At 34.4% G+C, this 15,096-nt stretch carries 10 protein-coding genes; all 10 read left to right on the top strand.

Annotation, left to right across the window (positions count from 1 at the left end; all coding sequences use genetic code 11):
* Positions 1-29 precede the first annotated feature (29 nt).
* The 10 genes from BLT80_RS12600 to BLT80_RS12550 all read left to right on the top strand — a co-directional run bounded on the left by BLT80_RS12600 (position 30) and on the right by BLT80_RS12550 (position 14,958).
* Positions 30-719 (top strand): ABC transporter ATP-binding protein, encoded by a 690-nt coding sequence (locus tag BLT80_RS12600; RefSeq protein WP_092468536.1) that lies wholly within the window; start codon positions 30-32, stop codon positions 717-719.
* Positions 720-1,370: 651 nt separating this feature from the next.
* On the top strand, positions 1,371-1,946 hold the full coding sequence (locus tag BLT80_RS12595; protein WP_092468534.1) for a cob(I)yrinic acid a,c-diamide adenosyltransferase: 576 nt from the start codon (positions 1,371-1,373) through the stop codon (positions 1,944-1,946).
* 253 nt (positions 1,947-2,199) lie between these two features.
* Positions 2,200-2,421 carry a DUF2795 domain-containing protein gene (locus tag BLT80_RS12590; protein WP_008272287.1) on the top strand — a complete coding sequence of 74 codons (222 nt, stop codon included), beginning with the start codon at positions 2,200-2,202 and terminating at the stop codon, positions 2,419-2,421.
* A 180-nt stretch (positions 2,422-2,601) separates the two neighbouring features.
* Positions 2,602-5,955 carry a preprotein translocase subunit SecA gene (gene secA / locus BLT80_RS12585; RefSeq protein ID WP_092468532.1) on the top strand — a complete coding sequence of 1,118 codons (3,354 nt, stop codon included), beginning with the start codon at positions 2,602-2,604 and terminating at the stop codon, positions 5,953-5,955.
* Positions 5,956-6,386: 431 nt separating this feature from the next.
* The gene (locus BLT80_RS12580; protein WP_092468530.1) at positions 6,387-6,824 is read left to right on the top strand and encodes a BLUF domain-containing protein; all 438 of its coding nucleotides are present in this window, start codon (positions 6,387-6,389) and stop codon (positions 6,822-6,824) included.
* Between the two features lie 538 nt (positions 6,825-7,362).
* Positions 7,363-8,043, top strand: a complete 681-nt coding sequence (locus BLT80_RS12570; RefSeq protein WP_092468528.1) for a hypothetical protein — start codon at positions 7,363-7,365, stop codon at positions 8,041-8,043.
* A 223-nt stretch (positions 8,044-8,266) separates the two neighbouring features.
* Positions 8,267-9,712: an MBOAT family O-acyltransferase gene (locus tag BLT80_RS12565; RefSeq protein WP_092468526.1), complete on the top strand. Its 1,446-nt coding sequence runs from the start codon at positions 8,267-8,269 to the stop codon at positions 9,710-9,712.
* A gap of 2 nt (positions 9,713-9,714) precedes the next feature.
* Positions 9,715-10,659, top strand: a complete 945-nt coding sequence (locus tag BLT80_RS12560; RefSeq protein ID WP_139181067.1) for a hypothetical protein — start codon at positions 9,715-9,717, stop codon at positions 10,657-10,659.
* A 169-nt stretch (positions 10,660-10,828) separates the two neighbouring features.
* On the top strand, positions 10,829-14,104 hold the full coding sequence (locus tag BLT80_RS12555; RefSeq protein WP_245710248.1) for a T9SS type B sorting domain-containing protein: 3,276 nt from the start codon (positions 10,829-10,831) through the stop codon (positions 14,102-14,104).
* A gap of 323 nt (positions 14,105-14,427) precedes the next feature.
* The gene (locus tag BLT80_RS12550) at positions 14,428-14,958 is read left to right on the top strand and encodes a hypothetical protein (RefSeq protein ID WP_092468522.1); all 531 of its coding nucleotides are present in this window, start codon (positions 14,428-14,430) and stop codon (positions 14,956-14,958) included.
* The last annotated feature ends 138 nt before the right edge of the window (positions 14,959-15,096 follow it).

Below are 15,096 nucleotides of genomic sequence, written 5' to 3'. Positions count from 1 at the left end.
AAAGATTTAAACCACAATAGCTTTTACATATGAGCGGTAACGTCATCGAAATTAGAAACATTATTAGAGATTTTAAATTAGGACAAGAAATTGTTCATGTTTTAAAAGGTATCGATTTAGACATCAAACGTGGCGAATATGTGGCGATTATGGGACCATCTGGTTCTGGAAAATCGACATTAATGAATTTATTAGGTTGCTTAGACACACCAACGGCAGGCTCTTACAACCTCAATGGAAATGACGTGAGTCAAATGTCAGATGACGAACTCGCAGACATTAGAAATACAGAAATCGGATTCGTTTTTCAAACCTTCAACCTACTACCAAGAACTACGGCATTAGATAATGTGGCTTTACCTATGGTTTATGCCGGATTTTCAAAAAAAGACCGTATCGCACGTGCTACAGAAGTTTTAACTAATGTTGGACTAGCAGATCGAATGGATCACAAACCCAACCAACTTTCAGGTGGACAACGGCAACGGGTTGCTGTAGGAAGAGCTTTAGTTAATAAACCATCAATCATCCTAGCCGATGAGCCAACAGGTAACTTAGATTCTAAAACAGGAATTGAAATCATGAAACTCTTTGGTGATATTCACGCCGCAGGAAACACAGTTATCATGGTAACTCACGAAGAAGACATTGCGGCTCACGCTAAACGCGTTATTCGTTTACGAGATGGTGTTATTGAGAGTGATACGTTTAATCAGTAGGTAGTATTCAGTAGGCAGTGGTCAGTAAGCAGTTACTCTTAGCCTTTAGCCTTTAGCCTTTAGCCTTTAGCCTTTAGGTCAACATAATCATTTCTTAACCAAAAGCTCTATTATCTATTCTTTTTAATCTTGGTTCTTGCATCTTGATTCTTGCATCCAGTCTCTTTCCTACCAACCAACAACCATCAACTCTTAGTTCTTGGTTCTTAACTCTTGACACTTCAGTTTTAGACTTTAGGTCAACATAGTCATTTCTCAACTAAAGCTCTAAACTCGTTAATCTTGGTTCTGGCCCCCTGTCTCTTTCTTATCGACCAACCACCACCAACACCTCTTAACTCTTAACTCTTAACTCTTAACTCTTAACTCTTAACTCTTAACTCTTAACTCAAATTCGTCATTTCTTAACTAAAAACTCTATTCTCTTTAATCTATTTTCTTTAATCTTGACTCTTGGTTCTTGCATCTTGTATCTTCACTCTTCACTCTTCATTCTCAAATCTCAAATCTCAACACTCTCCACTTTCCACTTTTCACTTTTCACTTTTCACTTATAACTTTTCACTTCACACTTTCCACTTTCCACATAAAACATATAATTTTTAACTCATAATTCTCAACATTTCACTCATAACTCTTAACTTTGTTTACATGAAAGTATACACAAAAACAGGAGACAAAGGCACAACCGCACTTTTCGGTGGCACAAGAGTTCCAAAACATCATATAAGAATAGAAAGTTACGGTACCATTGATGAGCTTAACTCACATATTGGTTTAATTAGAGATCAAGACATCGATCAATTGTATAAAAACACCTTAATGGATATTCAAGATCGGTTGTTTACAGTTGGGGCTATTTTAGCGACAGATCCTGAAAAAGCACAATTAAAAAACGGCAAAGCACGATTAAACATTCCGAAGATCTCTAACGAAGACATTGAGAAGTTAGAAAAAGAAATCGATCTTATGGAAGACAGTCTTCCGCCAATGACACACTTCGTTTTACCAGGTGGGCACACAACCGTGTCATTCTGTCACATTGCGCGTACCGTATGCCGTAGAGCGGAACGTTTGGCGTCGCATCTAAATGACTTAGAACCATTTCAACCCGAAACTTTAATGTACATTAATAGACTATCTGACTACCTTTTTGTGTTGGCACGGAAGTTGTCACATGACTTACACGCTGAAGAGATAAAGTGGATTCCTAAAAAAGAATCATAACATATATTCAAAATCAGTATAGGATTAAAACAGCAAAATTTAATCCGAAATTAAAAGTTGACCATTACACGTTCTTTTTATTAATGATAAAACATTTATAAGTGAAATTTGAATGATTCAAACCACATAAATATAAATGTTCAGCGAGACCAATAAATTAATTTATATAAGTTAACAGTTAATTAATTTGATTTTTTCTTGGATTGTTCAACTAAAAAATTATTTTTGCAAAAAATTAAATTACAACGCAATTATGTATTGGACATTAGAATTAGCATCTTATTTAAGTGATGCACCTTGGCCAGCAACCAAAGACGAGCTTATTGACTACGCAATTAGAACAGGAGCACCTTTAGAAGTTGTTGAAAATTTACAAGCAATAGAAGATGAAGGAGATTCTTACGACTCTATTGAAGAAATTTGGCCAGATTATCCTACTGACGAAGATTACCTCTGGAATGAGGATGAATATTAACATATAAAATTATCACAAAAAAGTCTCTTGCGTTATCTTAACTAAGAGACTTTTTTTATTTTCGGAAGGTTTTTCCGAAACACACTATACGCTCTAAAGCTTTAAAATAGATTTTAGAACAACGAACTGAAATTAACAAAAAAAGATTGATACAAATCAATCCGTTACAAACATCATACTATGACCTTTTTAGATAAAGTACTTAAAGTTTTTGTTGGAGATAAATCCAAACAAGACGTTAGTGCCATTAAACCTATTGTTGAAAAAATAAAAACGTTTGAACAAGCTTTAGAAGCTTTATCTCATGACGAACTTAGGGCAAAAACAGCTGAATTTAAAGCAAAAATTGCAGAAGCAAGACAACCACTTCAAACTAAAAAAGAAGACCTTTTAGCTAAAGCTCAAGTCACTGAAGATATTGACGAACGTGAAGACATGTATCTAGAAGTCGACAAAATAGATGATGACATCTACGACGTAACTGAAGGTGTGTTAAACGACATTCTTCCAGAAGCATTCGCTGTTGTAAAAGAAACGGCTAAACGTTTTGTTCACAATACACAGATTCCGGTTACTGCAAATGCATTTGATCGTGAAATTTCTGGTGATAACGATTATGTAACTCTAGATGGTGACCAAGCAATTTGGGCCAACTCTTGGGATGCTGCAGGTAAGCCTATTACCTGGGACATGATTCATTATGATGTTCAACTTATTGGTGGTATTGCGATGCATCAAGGTAAAATTGCAGAAATGCAAACTGGTGAAGGTAAAACGCTTGTGGCGACACTTCCTGTATATTTAAATGCATTAGCAGGTAAAGGCGTACACTTAGTAACGGTTAACGATTACTTAGCAAAACGAGATAGCGCTTGGATGGCACCAATCTTTCAGTTTCATGGTATGAGTATCGATTGTATTGATTATCATCAACCAAACTCTGATGCACGTCGTAAAGCGTATAACGCAGATATTACATACGGAACCAACAATGAATTCGGTTTCGATTATTTACGTGATAACATGGCACATTCGCCAAACGATTTAGTACAACGTCCACACCACTATGCTATTGTCGATGAGGTCGATTCTGTATTAGTCGATGATGCACGTACACCACTAATTATTTCGGGTCCAGTACCTAGAGGTGAAGAGCACGAATTTGATGCCCTGAAACCAAAAGTTCAGCAAATAGAAGAAGTACAACGTAAATATTTAGTAGGGGTTTTAGCAGAAGCTAAGAAGTTAATCGCTGCTGGTGATACTAAAGAAGGTGGTTTTCAATTATTGAGAGCTTACAGAGGTATTCCAAAAAACAAAGCTTTAATTAAGTATTTAAGTGAGGAAGGTGTAAAGCAGTTACTTCAAAAAACTGAAAATCATTACATGCAAGATAACAATAGAGAAATGCCTTTAGTAGATGCAGAACTCTATTATGTTATTGACGAAAAAAATAATCAGGTTGAGCTATCTGATAAAGGAGTTGAATTCCTTTCTGGTGAAGATGATCCTAATTTCTTCGTCATGCCAGAAATAGGTCTTGAAATCGCTAAGATTGAAAGCAAAGGCTTATCTTCTGAAGAAGAGGCAAATCTTAAAGAAGAATTATTTAGAGACTTCGGAATTAAGTCAGAACGTATTCATACTTTAAATCAGCTTTTAAAAGCTTACGCGCTTTTCGAAAAAGACAATCAGTATGTTGTTATGGAAAACAAAGTAATGATTGTTGATGAGCAAACTGGTCGTATTATGGATGGTCGTCGATATTCTGATGGATTACACCAAGCGATTGAAGCTAAGGAAAATGTAAAAATTGAAGCGGCTACGCAAACTTTTGCAACAGTAACGCTTCAAAATTACTTTAGAATGTACCGTAAACTGTCTGGTATGACAGGTACTGCGGTTACAGAAGCTGGTGAACTTTGGGAAATCTATAAATTAGATGTTGTTGAAATTCCAACAAACAGACCAATTGCAAGAGATGATAGAGACGATTTAGTTTACAAAACGAAACGTGAAAAATACAATGCGGTTATCGATGAAGTTGTAAACCTAGCTAATGCAGGTCGTCCTGTGCTTATTGGTACAACTAACGTTGAGATTTCTGAGCTTTTAGGTAAGATGTTAAGCATTCGCAAAATTGAACATAACGTCTTAAACGCGAAACAACATAAAAAAGAAGCTGAGATTGTAGCACAAGCGGGTAATGCCGGACAAGTAACCATTGCTACTAACATGGCTGGTCGTGGTACCGATATTAAGTTAAGTGATGAAGTTAAAAAAGCAGGTGGTTTAGCCATTGTAGGTACGGAACGTCACGATTCGCGTCGTGTAGACAGACAGTTACGTGGTAGAGCTGGTCGTCAGGGAGATCCAGGAAGTTCACAGTTTTATGTGTCTTTAGAAGATAACTTAATGCGTTTATTTGGTTCTGAACGTATCGCTAAGATGATGGATAGAATGGGCTTAAAAGAAGGAGAAGTGATACAACATGGTATGATTTCTAAATCTATTGAGCGCGCACAGAAAAAAGTGGAAGAGAATAACTTTGGTGTTCGTAAGCGTTTATTAGAATATGATGACGTTATGAACGCGCAACGTGAAGTCATTTACAAACGTCGTCGTAATGCCTTACATGGTGAGCGATTAAGAGTCGATTTAGCCAACATGATTTTTGATACGTCTGAAGGTATTGCTGAAACTAATAAAGACGCTAACGACTTTAAGAACTTTGAGTTCGAATTGATTCGTTATTTCTCAATGGCATCCCCTATTTCTGAATCTGAATTCGGAAAAATGAACGCCACTGATATTGCTGGTACTATTTACAAAGCAGCCTTTAAGCACTACAGAGAAAAAATGCAACGTGCTGCAGATTTAGCATTTCCTGTAATTGAAAATGTATATGACACACAACGCGATAAGTTTAAACGTATCGTTGTTCCATTTACAGATGGTGTTAAGAATTTACAAGTTGTAACAGACCTACAGAAAGCTTACGAAACTAAGGGTAAACAGTTAATTAATGATTTTGAAAAGAACATTACTTTAGCTATTGTTGATGATGCTTGGAAAGTACATTTACGTAAAATGGACGAATTAAAGCAATCGGTTCAGTTAGCGGTTCACGAGCAAAAAGATCCGTTGTTAATTTATAAATTTGAGTCTTTTGAGTTGTTTAAAGCGATGATTGATCAAGTGAATAAAGATGTAATTTCATTCTTATTTAAAGGTGAAATTCCTCAAGAAACAGCAAATACGATTCAAGAAGCAAGAACGCGTAAGCAAGAAAAATTAGAAACTCAAAAAGATGAGATTCAAAATTTAGATGAACGTGCTTCTCAAAGCAGACAAGCTGGTGAAGGTGCATCGCGCCAACAACAAGTGGTTGAAACTATCGTTAGAGAACATGCAAAAATTGGTCGTAATGATAAAGTGACTATTAAGCACGTGATGAGCGGTGAAGCAAAAGAAGTAAAATACAAGCAAGCCATTCCTTTGATTGAAAAAGGAGAATGGGTACTTGTTGAATAATACAAATTCCTGCGGACGCAGAAATCTCATGACAGAGACATCTAAATATTATATTCAATTCTGCCCTCAAAGGAGATTCTAAGAAAAATCCTGATGTTAACCCATCAGGATTTTTTTTATTAGTCATTACAAATTTGACTTTTTCTCAATTTTAGAATCTAACATTTCTTACTTTTTAATTTTAAAAAAAATAATACATCCATCTACTTAAGAAACTTCGCTAAGTATTCCTTAATTTTATGATTAAGTTAATTAATTTTAAAATGCTCAATAATAAGAATAACCATAGGCTTCTTAATATGAAGAATTAATTTCTACACTTTTAACACGCTAAACACTAGCAAGGCAAATTTATGATGCAAATTATCATTATTTTAGCGCAGCTTCACCTTACAAAATCAAGCCTTAAAGAGTAAACTCAAAAGTACAATATGTATCAATTAAATTACCATTCAATAGCAAACTCAGGTTTAGAACTTGATGATTTGGACAATATTCTTGAAACAGCCATTGCCTGCAACTCTGAAAATAATATATCAGGATGCCTCATCTATCACAATGGAAGTTTTGTTCAAATCTTGGAAGGGCTTGAAAAAGATGTGCTAAACGTATTTGAAAACATTAGTGCAGATAAAAGACACCACAGCATAAAAGTATTGTGGGAGGCGCCAGTTACCCAGAGATATTTTTCGGAATGGAGTATGGCTTTCTATCGTCCATTAGACAAAGACCTTCAACACTATGTTAATAACCTATTAATCCTTACAGAACTGTCTGACAGGTCTACTGGTTCCTTATTGAGTTTTTGGGCATCAGTACGTAAAATAATACGTGGTGGGACATTAAGTCAATACGAAAAAGCTTATTAAATAAAGATATAAATTGGCTAATCACATTTCTTTAAACTTATAAAATCCTGATGTTAACCTATCAGGATTTTTTTTTAATACATGCAACATCAAATCGAGTGTTTCGACTTTTTTGTCGGAACGTATCGAGAAGCTTCCAAACACAAAAAATCATATAGACTCTAATTCCTTAATCTCATCAGATTTTAGTAACTTTAAAAACAACAATTCAATCCAACAATCCAACAATCTAACAATCTAACAATCCAACAATCTAACAATCTAACAATCTAACAATCTAACAATCTAACAATCTAAAAATCTAACAATCTAAAAATCTAACAATCTAACAATCCAACAATCCAACAATCCAACAATCCAACAATCCAACAATCCAACAATCCAACAATCCAACAATCCAACAATCCAACAATCCAACAATCCAACAATCCAACAATCCAACAATCCAACAATCCAACAATCCAACAATCCAACAATCCAACAATCCAACAATCCAACAATCCAACAATCCAACAATCTAAAAATCTAAAAATCCAACATGAAACACATCATCACAGCATTCGTTTTTGCAGGACTTTTAATGTCTTGTAATTCTTCAGATAAAACAAAAACGACCCTACAAGAATCTGACACAGCGGAGACCACAACAGAAGCCACACCAGCCAAAACCAATAAAGCCTTACAAGCTATTGATTCTGATGACGCTTTAATTGCAACCGCATTAATGGCAGCTCCAGAATCCAGTAGAGCAAATTGTAAAGTGATTGGCTATAATATGGCTGGCGAATTCGTAACTTTAAAAGAAGGTGATAATGAATTTATTGTACTTGCAGACGACCCTAATAAAAATGGATTTAGTGCTGCCTGTTACCATAAAGATCTCGAACCATTTATGGCAAGAGGACGCGCTTTAAAAGCCGAAGGAAAGAAGCATCAAGAAATATTTGATATACGTGAAGAAGAAATGAAAGCCGGTAAATTTAATATCACTTCAGGAGCAACGTTGCATATTTACTCTGGACCAAAAGCCGAATACGATCCAGAAACCGCAAAAGTAGATGGAGCAAAACTACGTTATGTGGTGTATTTACCTTGGGCTACCGCAGCATCTACAGGTTTACCAGAAGCACCAGTAGCTTCAAACCATCCTTGGATTATGAATCCTGGGACACACAGAGCACACATTATGATTTCGCCTTTGTCTGATGAAAGTCATTAGTTTAGAAAAACACAAAAATTAATTAAAATCGAAGTCTAAATAAAACTCTATAAGTCCAAACAATAAGTACAGCTTTAATTAAATCAATGCTATTAATGATTATAAAGTGATGCGATTCATTTCGATATTTATTCATTAAATTCGTCCTTTCACTATGCTAGAAGAAGTCAACGTTACTGTTCTATTTATGCGAATCAAAAAGTGAACTATTTTAGACTAAAAAATGATTTTTAACTCCATTGATTTTGCTATATTTTTACCAATCATTTTTATTATTTATTGGTTTGTCGCGAATAAAAATCTAAAGTTCCAAAATTTAATAATTGTAATTGCCAGCTATATCTTTTATGCGTGGTGGGATTGGCGCTTTTTATCTTTGATTCTTTTTAGTAGCCTCGTTGATTATTTGGTTGGACTTAGCCTATCCAAACAAAAAAGCGAAACAAAACGAAAACAGCTGCTATGGATTAGCATTTTGGTTAATCTTGGTTTCCTAGGATTCTTTAAATACTTTAATTTTTTTATTGACAATTTCACGAGTGCCTTTTCATTATTTGGCACTGAAATTAGTTCAAGTTCCTTAAATATTATTCTACCTGTTGGCATTAGTTTTTATACATTTCAAACCTTAAGCTATTCTATAGATGTATATAAACGAAAGCTTGAACCCACTAAAGACATTATTGCATTCTTTGCTTTTGTAAGCTTTTTTCCACAGCTAGTCGCCGGACCAATTGAACGTGCCACAAATCTATTGCCTCAATTTTATAAAAAACGTCATTTCGATTACACCAAAGCTATTGATGGGATGCGACAAATACTTTGGGGACTATTCAAAAAAATAGTGATTGCAGATAATTGTGCCGAATATGCCAATCAAATTTTTAATAATTCTTCAGACTATTCAGGAAGCACTTTGGTTTTAGGGGCTATCTTTTTTACATTTCAAATTTATGGTGATTTTTCTGGGTATTCAGACATTGCCATTGGTACGTCTCGCCTCTTTGGTTTTAATTTAAAACAAAATTTTGCAACTCCGTATTTTTCACGAGACATTGCTGAATTTTGGAGACGTTGGCATATGTCACTTTCTACATGGTTTAGAGATTATCTTTATATCCCTTTAGGTGGAAGTCGAGGTAGTCATTTAAATAAAATTAGAAATGTCCTCATCATATTTCTTGTCAGTGGATTTTGGCATGGTGCAAATTGGACCTATATCGTTTGGGGAGCTTTAAACGCATTATACTTTTTGCCCATACTTCTCACCAAAAAAAACAGAAATCATTTAGAGGTAGTTGCTAAAGACAAACGCTTACCAAGTCTTAAAGATTTTTGGCTAATGTCATTTACTTTTGGGTTAACCGTTTTTGCCTGGATATTTTTTAGGGCAGAATCGCTTCAACATGCCATAGCCTATATAAAAGGGATCTTTTCAGGATCTTTATTCAACATACCGCAATCACTAACCAATGATACATTGTTAACGCTATTTCTCATCTGTTTTTTTATCGTTATAGAATGGTTGGGACGCGAAGGGCAACACACCTTATCACAATTTTATAAAATAGAAAAACGCTTTTACAGATGGTGTTTTTATATCATCATATGCTTATTGATTTTTATGCATCAAGGACAACAACAAGAATTTATATATTTTCAATTTTAGTTATGAGCGTATTTATTAAACGTATTTTACTTTTTACGGTCCTTTTATTAGGCTTAATTGTTTTGACTTTAATGGGCGCATCATCTTTAGATAGGAAATCTACTAGCTTTAAACTTCAAAACAATCCTAAACACATCGTATTAGGCCATTCTCAACCCGAATGTGCGTTTAACGATAGTCTCATTCCTAGCTTAAAAAACCTATCGCAATCTGGCGATTCTTATTTTTACATTTACTTTAAAACGAAAGAGGTTATTAAACAAAATCCAGCGCTAGAAGTTGTTTTTATTGAGTTCACAGACAATCAATTAAACATGAATGAAAATATTTGGAGTAACAAATACATACCCTACAAATACCCTAAGTATTCTTCTTTTATGAGTATGACTGACAAACTCGTATTATTTAAAAATAATCCATCGGCATTCATAAATGTACAGTCCCTTTCTCTGAAAATGAAACTTACAAGAAGCATTAAAAATGAATTGTATTTCTCTAACGACTATGGTGATTACTTCTATTTAGAAAGAGACAAAACAGATTCTTTAGTAAAGAATTTATCTGGTGTCGAAGACATTCCTTTTACAGTAGATAATGAGGTTTCAGAAGTCAATTTATCATATCTCGATGCTATAATTAAACTCTGTGAGGAAAACGGTAAAAAGGTTATTTTGATAAGAAGTCCGCTTCACAAAAAATACCACGAGTCTGTTAATGAAGAAAACTATTATGAAATTCTGAAAACACGATACGGAACTATGGATTATATGGACTTTTCAAATTTTCCACTCTCTAATTCTCAGTATGGCGATCTTCAGCATGTAAATCATAAAGGAGCTAAGGTGTTTTCTGAATGGTTTGCGATGTTATTACAGAATGGATTATTAGAAAAAGAAAACAAACAAGATTTTATAAATGATATGATGCTAGATAAAATTAAAGAATAAACCCTAAAATAAATATGAAATTTTCTTAGTTAATTAGAGGCTAACGAAACGTAATAACTTTTAAAATTCTTACATAATTAAATCTATTTATTATTTTTAGGCATCTGTAAATAATTATCAATCCTAAAGACAGCAAGTCGATAGTATTGCCAAAACCCTAAATTGAAGCATGCCTAAACCTTTACAATTTATTTTATTCGGTATATTATGCTTTGTCTATAACGTTCAATCTTTTGCGCAAATTACGTTAACACATAATGTAGGTACCACTCCTATTGCAACAGACATGTTCTCTTGCGAAAGAGACGAGAGCTGGTCTAAAATATTTGTTTTAGAGGATTTTGGAATCAGCCCCAATGAGCAGTTTAAAATAACGTCCGGACAAGTTGCACTGAGTCAGTCTAATGACGGAGCGCTTTTACAATTTAATGTGTATAGTATTGATGCTAACTTCCCCGTGTTTTTTTACTCGCTTTATCCGCCAGTAGTACTCGGATCTCGTGGCATCGGACAATCTCCAATTATAAATGGCACACCCGAAATTATAAATGTAGAATTTGACGAACCCATAATTGTCCCTGCTGGTGTTGAAAGAATTTTGGTTACGGTACAAAAGCACGACGATTTTTACAACCCTGCATCATCTCAGGTATTTATTGCGGGTACTGCAGAAGACACAGGAGAATCTTGGTATGAAGGCTGTGATGAAAACTATGGCTTAACACAAACTACCGATTTGGTAAACCCTGTTCCAGATGCTAATTTTTATATTAATGTTACCGGAGAGACGATTGATATACAAAGCACAGGATCCACCACGAGATTATCTCATAATGGTTGTGACGATATCATAAAAACAGACATCCATTCTTGCTCATCATCCTACATATATTGGGCTAGAACGTTTGACTTAGATGAATTTGGAATTTCAACCGATGAAGAGTATGTCATTAATTCGGGGCAAGTAGGTATTAATAATGTTGGATGGTTACCCGAAATTAGTTTTAATATTTATGAAATAGACGACAATTTCCCAGACTCATTTTCAACATCAAATCTCATAGGAAGTAGCCAATACCAAGAACTCTCACCGGCTATTGGAGATAGCCCTCAGATTGTTGAGGTCGTTTTTGATACTCCCATAGTTATTCCGGCTGGAGTTGAGAAAATTTTAGTTGAAGTTCATAAAGGTATTGAATACGGAAGCGGACTCGCCTTTATTGCGGGTTCTACTCAAAGTAGCGAATTATCTTGGCAAAGAGGCTGTACCAATTTTGGAGGCGGACCTGCAGGTAATAATCAATATGTTTCTACTGCATCTTTTGGAAGGCCAAATGCTAATTTTTACATTAATGTAACAGGAGATGTTAATCATACATCCAATACGCTTTCAATGAACATTTCTAATATCTGTTCAGAATTTCTTAAAGAGTTTAGCATCGAAGAAGCTTCAAATGTAGCTTCTGTACAATGGGATTTTGGAGATGTAGCTTCTGGTACAAATAATACGTCCGTAGATTTATATCCGTTTCATGATTTTTCAGCAGACGGTACATTTACGGTAAGTGCTACAGTGACTACAACTAGTGGAACTATTGAAGTTATTACCGAAACTATCAATGTCATAGAACCACCTACTGCTTACGGCATTAATAACATCTATGCGTGCGAAGATAGTTTTGGAACAGGTTTATCATCATCCATTGATATTTCAACAATTACAGCACAAGTCTTAGGTGGACAAACCAATAGAATTGTGACCTTTGTTGATGGTAGCGGTGCTGAGCATAACACGTTACCTAACCCCTTTTCAAATACGGTTAGAGATCTAGAAACCATAAAAGTAAGAGTTTCTAATCAGGGGAGTCTGTGTTGCTATTCTGAAACCTCTTTTGATATCATAGTAACGGCAGCTCCAGAAATTAATACCATTGCTGATTTATTTTTCTGTGATGATGATAGTGATGGTTTTACCACATTTGATTTAAGCAACATACCAAGCGATTTAATTAATGGGCAACCAAATCTCAATGTAGAATTAATTGACAGTAACAATGCTACAATTCTACCTTCTGACTATTCCAATTATACAAACCTTACAAGTAATGAAGATAAAATAACGGCTAGAGTTACGAGTACCACTACAAATTGCGTGTCTGATAGTGTAATTAATTTGTCCGTAAATATAAATCCTGTTGCCAATGACATTCAAAATGTATTAGGCTGTGACGACAATAATGATGGTATTTCTGAATATTTTGATACGTCTACTATAGATAGCCAATTGCTCAATGGTCAATCGGGTTTAAGCATCAGCTATTTTGATGAAAACAATAATCAACTACCAAGTCCATTACCAAATCCATTTACTAACACAAGTCCGTTTAATCAAACTATAACAGCGAGAGTTACAAATACGTCCTCAACATGTTATGACGAAACCACTTTTCAGTTACAAACAATTACCCAACCACATATTAATCATCCTGGTAATTTATACGCTTGTGACCAAGGTGATGGGTATTCGGAATTTGATACCTCATCAATTGAACAGGCTATAATTGGTAATCAAACGGGATTAGTAATATCTTATTATGACGCTAATGGAAGTCCGCTTCCAAGCCCATTACCAAGCACTTTCGAAAATACAGAACCATTTTCTCAAACCATCAATGTAAAAGTTGAAGATGCTTCTAATCCTATCTGTTATTCTGAAACATCTTTTAATTTAATTGTAAACCCTTTGCCAGAAGTTAACTTAGACGATGACTATACTATTTGTTACTTAGAACCTTCACTCTCATTATCTGTAGACACTGGCTTTTACACTTACGCTTGGTACTTTGAAAATGGGACGTTATTATCTTCTACGCGTCATGTTACTATAGAAAACGAAGGAACATATACATTATCAATAACACAACTCGAAAATAATATGGAGTGCGAACAATCATTTTCGTTCCGTTTAACACGCTCTATGTCAATCGCAATAGAAGATGTAAATTATGGAGAGTTAGGCCATAACTTTATAGAAATCATTGCATCCGGAGATGGAGATTTCGAATACTCCATAGATGGCATCCACTATCAAAACAGTAATTTCTTTTCTGATGTAAAAGGTGGTGTTTATGAGGTGTATGTAAGAGATAAAAATGATTGTGGTGAAGCATCTAAAGAAGTTATTATAATTGACTATCCAAAATTCTTTACACCAAACAACGATGGTGACAATGATTTTTGGAGAATTGACGGCATTAATAAGTTTCCAAACTCAAATATATTAATCTATGATAGGTACGGTAAATTAGTGAAACAACTATCTGCAAATGACTTTGGCTGGGACGGGTTTTATAATGGAACAGAGATGGTACCAAACGATTATTGGTTTACTGCTAACCTTGGTAACGGAAAAACCTTTGAGGGGCATTTCTCATTAAAGCGATAATATTTTTATAGCTTAAAAATGATATTCTTAAAAGATTGTAAGATTATTACATAGAGGTTATACCTAGTACAAATACTCTAGTACCTTATTGACTTATACAGTTTAAACATTTGCAATGCAAACCATACAACTATCTAAAACTATAACGAAAATCCCTCTTCATTTTACAAATTGTAGCAATTATAAAGTAAATGATATAAAAAACATTTAGGTCTACAGTTACATGGTTTAATGTGCTTAACGTTTAAAGGTTGATCGCTATACCATCTTATAAAAGACTGATTATTATAAAATTATATTAGATTTGTAATTAACCTTATAGATTGGATATAGACTATGGCGTATATCCAATTGTTGTACAACATTTGAGAGAAACATTCGACATAGAATTAGCTGAAAGGAAAAAAGTGAATAAAATCGGAAGTGAAATAGCGAACTTCGGATTTTTTTTCGCGCTTGTTTTTTGTCTTTTTTTATTGCCAGCAAAGTACTTACCATCTGAAATAGCTATTATCTATCTTATTGAATTTGTAAATCGGAATGTTTACATTTTTATCTCAATTTCAATCGCAATTTTCTTGTTTGGAGAATGGCTTAAAGGGATGCGGAATTACGAAAAAGCGGAATTGGAATTAAAAGAAAACGGAATATTACTCTTTTCAAAAACACGGACAATTGAATTGAAATATGATGAAATTAAAAAATTTCACGGAGTAATGAATTTAATACACGGACTATCAAATATGCATAGACTGAATTTTGTAATTAAGACAAATGATAGTGGAAAATATGAAATACGTTCTCATAAAGACGTTTTCAATGGTTTAACTGACCATTTTCCTGATAAAACATAAAAACGTTGTACAACAATGTGTATAATTAATTGCTTGTGACTTGCCTACGTGGAAATTCCTGCGGAATTTCCTCTGGTTCGTTTCATTTTTGCTAAATTAGTTGCTTAACCACGCAACTAACCATACACAAAACCGTTG

The sequence above is a fragment of the Winogradskyella thalassocola genome, from assembly GCF_900099995.1.
Lineage (GTDB): Bacteria > Bacteroidota > Bacteroidia > Flavobacteriales > Flavobacteriaceae > Winogradskyella > Winogradskyella thalassocola.
Note: the sequence above shows the minus strand (reverse complement) of the source record. Positions and strands in the feature narration are given on the sequence as shown.

Excerpts from the sequence above, each read along its gene's own strand:
- BLT80_RS12565 (WP_092468526.1), top strand. The coding sequence starts at position 8,267 with ATGATTTTTAACTCCATTGATTTTGCTATATTTTTACCAATCATTTTT.
- secA (WP_092468532.1), top strand. The coding sequence starts at position 2,602 with ATGACCTTTTTAGATAAAGTACTTAAAGTTTTTGTTGGAGATAAATCC.
- BLT80_RS12555 (WP_245710248.1), top strand. The coding sequence starts at position 10,829 with ATGCCTAAACCTTTACAATTTATTTTATTCGGTATATTATGCTTTGTC.
- BLT80_RS12595 (WP_092468534.1), top strand. The coding sequence starts at position 1,371 with ATGAAAGTATACACAAAAACAGGAGACAAAGGCACAACCGCACTTTTC.
- BLT80_RS12560 (WP_139181067.1), top strand. The coding sequence starts at position 9,715 with ATGAGCGTATTTATTAAACGTATTTTACTTTTTACGGTCCTTTTATTA.
- BLT80_RS12590 (WP_008272287.1), top strand. The coding sequence starts at position 2,200 with ATGTATTGGACATTAGAATTAGCATCTTATTTAAGTGATGCACCTTGG.
- BLT80_RS12580 (WP_092468530.1), top strand. The coding sequence starts at position 6,387 with ATGTATCAATTAAATTACCATTCAATAGCAAACTCAGGTTTAGAACTT.
- BLT80_RS12570 (WP_092468528.1), top strand. The coding sequence starts at position 7,363 with ATGAAACACATCATCACAGCATTCGTTTTTGCAGGACTTTTAATGTCT.
- BLT80_RS12600 (WP_092468536.1), top strand. The coding sequence starts at position 30 with ATGAGCGGTAACGTCATCGAAATTAGAAACATTATTAGAGATTTTAAA.